The following is a 10,262-nucleotide window of genomic DNA, read 5'->3' as shown; positions in this document are numbered from 1 at the left end:
GCGGTCGGTGTGGACGGTACGGTGGACGTGGTTGGTTCGACCGTTCGGACCGCGAATCGCTCGGAGACGACCGCGAGCGCCAGCGAGCGAGCATCGCGATCGGCCGGGGAGGCCGGTGGCGTCTCACCGGAGCGCAGCAGTGGTCTGCTTCCACACGGCCGGCACGAGGCCGTCAGCGCCGGACATCTCCTCACAGGTACCCACCGAATCACCACATCGAAACGCCATCGCTACGCAAGCGTCACCGACCCACACGCTCGGGAACGCTTTTCACGAGCCCCGATAACTCCCGGAGCGAATGGAGTTCACGTCGATCCCGGGCGTCGGGGAGAAGACCGCCGAGGCGCTCTCGGACCTCGACGACCCGGCGGCCGCCCTCCGCGAGGGCGACGTGGCGACGCTCGCCCGCGCGCCCGGCCTCACCGAGGGCCGCGCGGCCGCCGTCGCGCAGGGTGCCATCCGCCGCCGGCACGACGACCCCGGCGGGTGGGCCGCGACCGACCGCGCGGACGAGGTGTACGCCGACGCGCTCGCGCTCCTCCAGGACCGCGCCGTCACCGACTACGCCCGCAAGCGACTCCGGACGCTGTACCCCAGTCCCGCGGGGTCCCGCATCGAGGAGGTCCGCGAGTGGGCGGCCGAGGCCGTCGAGCGGGAGCCGGACGAGGCGGTGCTCGACGCCCTCGCGGGCGTCGAACCCCTCTCCGAGCCGCGCGGCCTGCGGGTCCGCGAGCGGGCGCTCGCCACCGCCGACGCCGAGCGGTTCGCCGCGGCCGAGGCCGCGTTCCCCGAACTCTCCGTCGAGGTGGTCGAGGACGCTCGCGACCTCGCGGAACTCGCGCGCTCGTACTCGACCGTGATCGCGCTCGACGAGCAGTTCGCCGGCATCGACGTGGACGGCGACGTTCGCGTGGTCACCGACCCCGAGGAGAACGTCGAGACGGTCGCGCCCGAGCGCCTGCTGTCCTTCTTCGCGGAGAACCGCGACCGGCTGGAGGCCGCGGCGGCGGTCCACGAGGCCGCCGGCATGGACCCCGCCGCGGACCTCGCGGACCTGCGCGACGTGCTCTCGCGGCTGGACGAGGACGGCACCGTGCTCGGCGACGACGAACTCCGGCGGCTCTCGAACGCGGTGGACGACCTCGACGCCGCCGCCAGCACCGCGGCCTCGGTGGCGAACGACCACCTGCGGGACGCCATCCGCGAGCAGGACGTCACCATCCAGGGCCAGGACTTCCTCTCGCTGGTCGAGCAGGGCGCGCGGGTCGACCAACTGCTCTCCCGGGAACTCTCCGACGAGTACGACGAGGCGCTCCGGAAGGCCCGCGAACACTTCGTGGACGCGCTCGGCCTCGAATCGGGGGAAGTCGAGTTCGCGGAGCGGGTCTTCGCCGGCGACCCGACGTTCCCGGTCGAGCACAACGAGGAGCCGCTGGCCCGACTGCGGACCGAACTGAAGGCCGCGCGGGACCGGCGCGCCTCCGAACTGAAGGCCGACCTCGCCGCGGATCTGGCCGAACTGCGCGAGGACGTCGAGGCGCTCGTCGGCGACGCGCTGGAACTGGACGTGGAACTCGCCGTCTCGCGGTTCGCCCGCGACTTCGACTGTACGATGCCGGAGTTCGTCGGCGGCCCGGCCGCGGGTGGGGGAGTCGGCGCGGGCGCGGGAGCGAACGCCGGGGCTGGCGGCGACGCCGCCCCGGAATCGAACGAGGACGCCGGGTTCGCCATCGAGGCCGGCCGCTCGCCGCTGCTCGACGTCGAGTTCGGCGACGTCGACCCGGTCGACTACGACGTGTCCGGCGTGACGCTCCTCTCGGGCGTGAACTCCGGCGGGAAGACGTCCACGCTGGACCTGGCCGCGCTCGTCGTCACGCTCGCGCACATGGGCCTGCCAGTCCCCGCCGAGTCGCTACGCCTGCAGCGCTTCTCGGAACTGCACTACTACGCGAAGTCGCAGGGCACCCTCGACGCCGGCGCGTTCGAGTCGACCCTGCGCGACTTCGGCGACCTCGTCGAGGGCGCGACCGGACGGCTGGTGCTCGTCGACGAACTGGAGTCGATCACCGAACCGGGGGCGTCCGCGAAGATCATCGCGGGCATCCTCGAGGCGCTCTCCGGCCAGGGCACGACGGCGGTGTTCGTCTCCCACCTGGCCCGCGAGATCCGCGCGGCGGCCGACTTCGACGTCGCCGTGGACGGCATCGAGGCGGTGGGGCTGGAGGACGGCGAACTGGTGGTGAACCGGTCGCCGCGGAAGGACCACCTGGCGCGCTCGACGCCCGAGTTGATCGTCGAGAAGCTCTCGGAGGAGTCGGGGGAGGGCGGGGCGGCGGGCTTTTACGAGGGGCTGCTGGAGAAGTTCTGAGCTCCGTTACTCGTCAGCACCGTCCGGATTTTCGGTTCCGAGTCCGTTCTCTTCGTCGTCTTCGCCGTAATTTTCCTTGCCACTCACTCTTCGCCGGGGCTCCGAGTGGGTTCGTCTTCCTCGTCGAAGTCTCCCTTGAAGATGACCTGTCCTTCGAACGTGGGGATCTCTTTTTCGGACTCCTCCGATTCGGCCTCGCTCATGGATTCTCTTACTCGGTCTCCGTCGTTAAACACTCGCCCATCCTCAGCGCTCGCGGTATGCGCGTCTGATTTGATTGATCAATCCAGTTCGCCGGACTGACACCCCTACCAGAACAGGGATAACAACGACAGTAGCAACTGGCAACGGTCCTCTCACCGCCTCGACTACTCCAACCGAGAAGCAGATGAATGCGATCGCGAGCGAGAGAATCGTCGTCGTCAGGACGGGTGCATTCTTGACGTTCGTTCGGTAGTTCCGGTCGATCCAGTCGGCGTAGCTTCCCGCCAACCCCTGTTTTACTGCGTCGGGATCGTACTTCCCGGAAATCATCCTCCAAACGTCGGAACTGCTCGGTCCGGCCTTCACCGTCGATGCCGTATACGTCGCTGCAGCTGTTAACGTAGATGACAGGAGCAACATCCCACCGACTACCGTATATCCGTTCACTAATCGCGCGCTCGGAAAGCCGTTCGATCGAACCGAAACGGAAAGGATACTCACAGCTGCACCGATGAGAACGACGTTGAGCCGAAGGATTTTGATCGCTTTCGAGTCGATGTCCGACAGCGTTTGCAACTGATCGTCCACGACACGCCGTGCTTGCTCCAGCGCGAGATCGACCGACTCCTCGGACCCCTCCTCGTCCATACTTCTCACCCCCCGCCATGATATATTAACATTCAGTTCAGCGTCGTATCGAACGCGTGTCGAACCGACTGGAACTGAAACAAAAATAGCGACGAAGTCGGACATTACGTTCTGAAACGACCACTTTCACTTCCGCCGCACCACCAGCAAACGGTTAAGTGGTCCGGGGCGCGACACCTCTAGCACGATGCCCGGTGACCCCGAGGAGGGGATGCTGTCGTGGGACGAGTCCGTGTTCAGGGACGAACACGTCTTCGAGATCGACTACGTGCCGGAGACGTTCCGGCACCGGGAGAGCCAGCTGGAGTCGCTGAAGTACGCGCTGCGTCCCGCCGCGCGCGGCTCCCGCCCGCTCAACACGATCGTCCGCGGCCCGCCGGGAACCGGGAAGACGACGGCGGTCCAGAAGCTGTTCGGCGAACTGCACGCCCAGACCGACGTCGAGACGGTCCGGGTGAACTGTCAGGTGGACTCGACGCGCTACGCCGTCTTCTCGCGCGTGTTCGAGGGGCTGTTCGACTACGAGCCGCCCTCCTCGGGCATCTCGTTCAAGAAGCTGTTCGGCCAGATCACCGACGAGCTGGTCGAGGAGGACGACGTGCTCGTCGTCGCGCTCGACGACGTGAACTACCTGTTCTACGAGAACGAGGCCTCCGACACGCTCTACTCGCTGCTGCGGGCCCACGAGGCCCACTCGGGCGCGAAGATCGGCGTCATCTGCATCTCCTCGGACCTCTCGCTGGACGTGATGGACGACCTCGACTCGCGCGTCCAGTCGGTGTTCCGGCCCGAGGAGGTGTACTTCCCGACGTACGGGGTCGGCGAGATCGTCGACATCCTCGGCGAGCGCGCCAAGCGCGGCTTCAACGAGGGCGTGCTCGCCACGACGGAACTCGACCGCGTCGCCGAGCTGACCGCCGAGTCGGGCGACCTCCGGGTCGGCATCGACCTGCTCCGCCGCGCGGGGCTGAACGCCGAGATGCGCGCCTCCAAGACCATCTCGACCGACGACGTGGAGGAGGCGTACGACAAGTCGAAGTACGTCCACCTCTCCCGCTCGCTGCGGGGACTCTCCGAGTCCGAGCGCGGGCTGGTGGAGGTGCTGGCCACCCACGACGGCGAGCAGGCCGGCGACGTGTACGAGGCGTTCCACGAGCGGACCGACCTGGGGTACACGCGCTACTCGGAGATCATCAACAAGCTGGAGCAGCTCGGGGTGCTGGAAACCGAGTACGCCGAGGTCGACGGGCGCGGGCGGTCGCGGTCGCTGTCGCTGGCGTACGAGCCGGACGCGGTGCTGGATCGGCTGGAGTGACCGTCGAAACTTCCACACTGCCCGTTATTCTCCATATTACTGCTGTCATTCGTGATGGGATGCGAAAAATACCACAAAATCTTTGTTCACCCGGCCACATACGACCGTCCGGGTGAGGGAGAATGGCGCTACCGACGAGTCCCACCAGCAACTGGACGCAGAGTCTCGACCTCCCCTCCCGCCTGTTCGGGAGCGGGCGCACCGACTACGAACTGTACGAGGAGGACGGCGACTTCGTCCTGACGGTCGAACTGCCCGGCTTCGAGCGCGAGGACATCGACCTCCACTGGTACGAGGGCCGGCTGAACGTCTCGGCCGAGCGGGACGAGGAGGAGCGAAACCGGCGGAAGACGTCCCACCGGACGTTCCGGATGCCAAAGGAGATCGAACCGGACGAGATCGAGGCCGCCTATGAGAACGGCGTGCTCGAGGTCCGGCTGCCGGTGCTCCAGAACGCCGCCCCGCGCGGCACCCCCATCGAGGTACAGTGACGTCGGGCGTGGTTCCGTTGGCGAACCCGTCCCCGCCGTTCAGTCCCCGTTTTCGATCGATTCCGCCCCGACGTACGCCGCGAGCACGCGCGCCGCCGTCTCGCCCAGCCGCCGCAGGTCCGCCGTCGTCAGGTGGAACTTCGGCTCCCAGTCGGCCGGGCCGAGGTAGTCGCTGGCCACGAACATCGCGGCCGCGTCGACCCCGCGGTGGGCGGCGACGGTGAACACCGCGGCGGCCTCCATCTCGACGGTGAGCACGCCCTCGTCGGCGTATCGCTCGACCTCCCGTCCCGTCTCCCGGTAGATGGCGTCGGTGGTCCAGGTGGGCCCGACGTGGAACGGATCGTCGCCGTCGTCGCGGAGGACTCGCTTCGTCTCGGCCAGGAGCGATTCGGTCGGGACGGCGTCCACCCCGGCGGCGGCGTAGTGGTGTGAGGTCCCCTCGTCGCGGATGGCGCGGTCGGGGACGACGACATCGCCCATCCCGACCGCGTCGTCGAGACAGCCGGCGAACCCGACCGAGAGGAACGCCCCGACGCCGGCCGCGGCCAGATCCTCCAGCACCATCGCGGCCGTCGGCGCGCCGATGCCGAAGTTCCCGTGGACGCCGACCCGCCCGTCGGTCTCGTCGAACAGGTACAGGTCGCCGTAGAAGTCGTCCACGTGCGTCCCGGGACGCGTCTCGACGAGGTGCTCCATGAGGTCGCGGCTGTAGCAGAGGACGACCGCCTCGGGCATCGTCTCGGGACCGGGCCCCTCAACGTCGCGGCTGTACTCGGCGCTCCTTTCGGGGGTGACGAGCGCGTCCCACTCGTGTTTCCCGTCGGCGTTCGGGAACGGCATCTTCGGGACGTGTCGCCCGGTCGTGAAAGAAGGTTTCGAGCGTGTTCGATCGTGTCGGTTCCGTGGACTCGCCGGTGTTTCGATCCTGCCAGTAGTATGGGCTCGCGGATCACTGCTGCTGGCGGTGAGTAGGCCTCACCCTCCCGGCCCTCGGAGCGAACTCCTCGAAACTCAGCCTCGCTCCGCTCGCGTGACCGCCACCGCACCCCGACTGGTTCCCCGGCGTGGACGGTTCGGCCGACGCCGTCGACGTGGCAGGTTCGTCCGACGCGACCCGTTCCCCGCCCGGCCCGAGAGAAACCCTTTACACCCAGTCGGACGACCGTCGGGACATGAACTACCGCGAGGTCGAGACCGACGGCGAGTACCTCGCGCGCCTGGAGACGGGGAGCGACTGGCGCGCCGAACTCGAGGCCCTGGCCGACCGCGTCGAGGCCGACGCGGGCTGGTTCACCGCGATGGGCGCGGTGGAGGACGCGGAGGTCTGGTTCTACGATCAGGATGAGACGGAGTACCGCTCGGTCGAGTTCGACGAGCCGCTGGAGGTCGCGGCCTGCGTGGGCAACGTCGCGCTGCTGGACGGCGAGCGCTTCGCGCACACCCACGCCGTGCTCTCGCGCCGCAGCGGCCAGGCGCTCGCGGGCCACCTCAACGCCGGCACCGTGTTCGCGGGGGAGGCGTACCTCCGCGCGTTCGAGACGCCGCTGGAACGCGAACGCGACGACGTGACCGACCTGGACCTCTGGCTGTGACGGGGGTCGACGGATGAATTCGGGACCGGAGGCCGACGCGTGAGACCCGACGACGAGCGCTACTTCGCCCGCATCGAGGAGCGCCTCGACGAGGCGTTCGACCGCGCCGAGGCCGCGAAGGGCCAGGGGAAGGACCCCGAACCGGAGATCGAGATCCCGGTCGCCCGCGACATGGCCGACCGCGTGGAGAACATCCTCGGCATCCCGGGCGTCGCCGAGCGCGTCCGCGAACTGGAGGGCGAGTTCTCCCGCGAGGAGGCCGCGCTCGAACTCGTCACGGACTTCGTCGACGGCGACGTCGGCGACTTCGACTCCCGCGAGGGGAAGATCGAGGGCGCGGTCCGGACCGCCGTGGCGCTGCTCACCGAGGGCGTCGTCGCCGCGCCCATCGAGGGGATCGACCGGGTGGAACTGATCCAGAACGACGACGGCACGGAGTTCGTGAACGTCTACTACGCCGGCCCGATCCGCTCGGCGGGCGGGACCGCGCAGGCGCTCTCCGTGCTCGTCGCCGACTACGCGCGCTCGCTGCTCGACGTCGAGGAGTACGCGCCGCGGGGCGACGAGGTCGAGCGCTACGCCGAGGAGATCTCGCTGTACGATACCGAGACGGGACTCCAGTACACGCCCAAGGACGAGGAGACGAAGTTCATCGCCGAGCACATGCCGATCATGCTCGACGGGGAGGCGACCGGGGACGAGGAGGTCTCCGGCTTCCGCGACCTCGAGCGGGTCGACACCAACTCCGCCCGCGGCGGCATGTGTCTCGTCCTGGCCGAGGGCATCGCGCTGAAGGCCCCCAAGATCCAGCGCTACACCCGCCAGCTCGAGGAGGTCGACTGGCCCTGGCTCCAGGACCTCATCGACGGCACCTACAACGAGAGCGGCGACGACGCGGACGCGGAGGGGGGTGACGGTGCCGACGCGGACGAGGGTTCGGACGCGGACGCCGACGGAGCGAGCGCCGAGAACGCCGACGGCGACGGGGCTGCCGCCGAGACGGAACTCGACGCTCCCGACGGCTCCCCGGTTGCCGCCGACGGCCCGAAGCGCGTCGAGCCGACGGGGAAGTTCCTCCGGGACCTCATCGCCGGCCGGCCGGTGTTCGGCCACCCCTCGGAGGCGGGCGGGTTCCGCCTGCGCTACGGCCGGGCGCGCAACCACGGCTTCGCGACCGCCGGCGTCCACCCGGCGACGATGCACATCGTCGACGACTTCCTCGCCGCCGGCACCCAGATCAAGACCGAGCGGCCGGGGAAGGCCGGCGGCGTCGTCCCCGTCGACTCCATCGAGGGGCCGACGGTCCGGCTGGCGAACGGCGACGTGCGCCGCATCGACGACCCCGCGGAGGCCCTGGAGGTGCGAAACGGCGTCGAGGAGATCATCGACCTGGGGGAGTACCTCGTGAACTACGGCGAGTTCGTCGAGAACAACCACCCGCTCGCGCCCGCCTCCTACGTGCGGGAGTGGTGGGAACAGGACCTCGCGGCCGCCGGCGCGGACCTGCAGGCGCTCCGGGACGACCCCCGGATGGACCTGGCGGACCCGGACGCCGACCGGGCGCTCGCCTGGGTCGAGGAGTACGACGCGCCGCTCCACCCCGCCTACACCTACTGCTGGCACGACGTCTCCGTCGAGGCGTACGCGGAACTCGCGGCCGCGACCGCCGCCGGCGAGGTCACGGGCGAGGTGCTCGCGGTCGAGCACACCGACTCGACCCGGCGGACGCTCGAATCGCTGCTCGTCGAGCACAGCCAGACGCCCGACGCGCTGCGCATCTCCGACTTCCGGCCGCTGCTCCGACAGCTGGGCGTGACCGACGGACTGCGCCGGGACTGGGAGCTCGACGACCTGAGCGAGCGGGCCCGCACCTGGGCCGACGGCGACAACGCCGTCGAGGCGGTGAACGAGGTGGCGGAGTTCGCGGTGCGCGAGCGCGCCCCGACACGCATCGGCAACCGGATGGGTCGCCCGGAGAAGTCCGAGAGCCGCGAGCTCTCGCCGGCGGTCCACGCGCTGTTCCCCATCCGCGACTTCGGCGGCAGCCAGCGCTCCGTGGGCGAGGCGGCCCGCGAGCGGACCGACCACGGCCGCGGCGTCTTCGACGTCCTGCTCGGCGAGCGCGCCTGCCCGGACTGTTCGGAACGAACGTTCGAGAACGTCTGCCCGGACTGTGGGGCCCACACGGAGCCCCACTTCGAGTGCGAGGACTGCGGCACGGTCTGTGAGCCGGACGAGTCCGGCCGGGTCGAGTGTCCCCGCTGTGAGCGGGAAGTCGAGAGCGTCGCCTGGCAGCGGCTCGACCTCAACGACGAGTACTGGAACGCGCTCGACGCGCTCGACGAGCGGGAAGCGTCCTTCGAGATCCTCAAAGGGGTGAAGGGGCTCACCTCCGCGAACAAGACGCCCGAGCCGCTGGAGAAGGGCGTGTTGCGCGCGAAACACGGCGTCTCGGCGTTCAAGGACGGCACCGTGCGCTACGACATGACGGACCTGCCCGTCACGTCGGTCCGGCCGGAGGAACTCGACGTCACCGCCGATCACTTCCGCGAACTCGGCTACGAGACCGACATCGACGGCGAGCCGCTGGTCCACGACGAGCAGCTGGTCGAGCTGAAAGTGCAGGACATCGTCCTCTCGGACGGCGCCGCCGACCACATGATGAAGACGGCCGACTTCGTCGACGAACTCCTCGCCGACTTCTACGGGCTGGACCCGTTCTACGAGGTGAACGGGCGCGACGACCTCGTCGGCGAACTCGTCTTCGGGATGGCACCCCACACGAGCGCGGCGGTCGTGGGGCGGGTCGTCGGGTTCACGAGTGCGGCGGTCGGCTACGCCCACCCGTATTTTCACGCATCGAAGCGCCGGAACTGTGACGGGGATGAAGATTGCGTGATGCTCCTCATGGACGGCCTGCTCAACTTCTCGAAGCAGTTCCTCCCGGACAAGCGCGGCGGGCGGATGGACGCACCGCTGGTGATGTCCTCGCGCATCGACCCCGCCGAGATCGACGACGAGGCGCACAACATGGACATCGTGCGGCGCTACCCCCGCGAGTTCTACGAGGCGACCCTGGAGATGGCCGATCCGGGTGCGGTGGAAGACCGGATCCAGCTCGGCGAGGACACGCTCGGCACCGACGACGAGTACCGCGGGTTCGACCACACCCACGACACCTCGGACATCGCGCTCGGTCCGGACCTCTCGGCGTACAAGACGCTCGGGTCCATGATGGACAAGATGGACGCCCAGCTCGAACTCGCCCGGAAGCTCCGCGCGGTCGACGAGACGGACGTCGCCGAGCGGGTCATCGAGTACCACTTCCTGCCGGACCTCATCGGCAACCTCCGGGCGTTCTCCCGGCAGGAGACCCGCTGTCTGGACTGCGGGGAGAAGTACCGCCGGATGCCGCTTACGGGCGACTGCCGGGAGTGTGGCGGCCGGATGACGCTGACGGTCCACCAGGGCTCGGTGAACAAGTACATGGACACGGCCATCCAGGTCGCCGACGAGTTCGACTGCCGGGAGTACACGAAACAGCGCCTGGAGATCCTCGAGCGCTCGCTGGAGTCGGTGTTCGAGAACGACAAGAACAAGCAATCGGGCATCGCGGACTTCATGTAAATAAAACGGCTTTC

7 protein-coding genes are annotated in these 10,262 nt (G+C 68.7%); 5 read left to right on the top strand and 2 right to left on the bottom strand.

Annotated elements, in window-relative coordinates:
• Positions 1-298 precede the first annotated feature (298 nt).
• Positions 299-2,368 carry a helix-hairpin-helix domain-containing protein gene (locus RJT50_RS16785; RefSeq protein ID WP_313692867.1) on the top strand — a complete coding sequence of 690 codons (2,070 nt, stop codon included), beginning with the start codon at positions 299-301 and terminating at the stop codon, positions 2,366-2,368.
• Positions 2,369-2,614: 246 nt separating this feature from the next.
• Here RJT50_RS16785 and RJT50_RS16780 read toward each other — a convergent pair whose 3' ends face one another.
• Complete coding sequence (locus RJT50_RS16780) at positions 2,615-3,220, bottom strand: Pycsar system effector family protein (RefSeq protein ID WP_313692866.1); 606 nt, start codon at positions 3,218-3,220, stop codon at positions 2,615-2,617.
• A gap of 187 nt (positions 3,221-3,407) precedes the next feature.
• Between RJT50_RS16780 and RJT50_RS16775 the strand changes: the two genes are divergently transcribed.
• Positions 3,408-4,535 (top strand): ORC1-type DNA replication protein, encoded by a 1,128-nt coding sequence (locus tag RJT50_RS16775; RefSeq protein WP_313692865.1) that lies wholly within the window; start codon positions 3,408-3,410, stop codon positions 4,533-4,535.
• A gap of 122 nt (positions 4,536-4,657) precedes the next feature.
• Positions 4,658-5,026 carry an Hsp20/alpha crystallin family protein gene (locus RJT50_RS16770; RefSeq protein WP_313692864.1) on the top strand — a complete coding sequence of 123 codons (369 nt, stop codon included), beginning with the start codon at positions 4,658-4,660 and terminating at the stop codon, positions 5,024-5,026.
• 39 nt (positions 5,027-5,065) lie between these two features.
• Here RJT50_RS16770 and RJT50_RS16765 read toward each other — a convergent pair whose 3' ends face one another.
• The gene (locus RJT50_RS16765) at positions 5,066-5,869 is read right to left on the bottom strand and encodes a nucleoside phosphorylase (protein WP_313692863.1); all 804 of its coding nucleotides are present in this window, start codon (positions 5,867-5,869) and stop codon (positions 5,066-5,068) included.
• Positions 5,870-6,201: 332 nt separating this feature from the next.
• Here RJT50_RS16765 and RJT50_RS16760 point away from each other — a divergent pair, with 332 nt between their 5' ends.
• Positions 6,202-6,621 carry a PPC domain-containing DNA-binding protein gene (locus RJT50_RS16760; protein ID WP_313692861.1) on the top strand — a complete coding sequence of 140 codons (420 nt, stop codon included), beginning with the start codon at positions 6,202-6,204 and terminating at the stop codon, positions 6,619-6,621.
• A 39-nt stretch (positions 6,622-6,660) separates the two neighbouring features.
• The gene (locus tag RJT50_RS16755) at positions 6,661-10,248 is read left to right on the top strand and encodes a DNA polymerase II large subunit (protein ID WP_313692860.1); all 3,588 of its coding nucleotides are present in this window, start codon (positions 6,661-6,663) and stop codon (positions 10,246-10,248) included.
• The last annotated feature ends 14 nt before the right edge of the window (positions 10,249-10,262 follow it).

It is taken from the genome of Halobaculum sp. XH14, assembly GCF_032116555.1.
GTDB classification, from domain to species: Archaea; Halobacteriota; Halobacteria; order Halobacteriales; family Haloferacaceae; genus Halorarum; species Halorarum halobium.
The sequence above is the reverse complement of the archived record's forward strand: the minus strand, read 5'-3'. Positions and strand labels throughout refer to the sequence as shown.

Excerpts from the sequence above, each read along its gene's own strand:
- RJT50_RS16765 (WP_313692863.1), bottom strand. The coding sequence starts at position 5,869 with ATGCCGTTCCCGAACGCCGACGGGAAACACGAGTGGGACGCGCTCGTC.
- RJT50_RS16780 (WP_313692866.1), bottom strand. The coding sequence starts at position 3,220 with ATGGACGAGGAGGGGTCCGAGGAGTCGGTCGATCTCGCGCTGGAGCAA.
- RJT50_RS16770 (WP_313692864.1), top strand. The coding sequence starts at position 4,658 with ATGGCGCTACCGACGAGTCCCACCAGCAACTGGACGCAGAGTCTCGAC.
- RJT50_RS16785 (WP_313692867.1), top strand. The coding sequence starts at position 299 with ATGGAGTTCACGTCGATCCCGGGCGTCGGGGAGAAGACCGCCGAGGCG.
- RJT50_RS16760 (WP_313692861.1), top strand. The coding sequence starts at position 6,202 with ATGAACTACCGCGAGGTCGAGACCGACGGCGAGTACCTCGCGCGCCTG.
- RJT50_RS16775 (WP_313692865.1), top strand. The coding sequence starts at position 3,408 with ATGCCCGGTGACCCCGAGGAGGGGATGCTGTCGTGGGACGAGTCCGTG.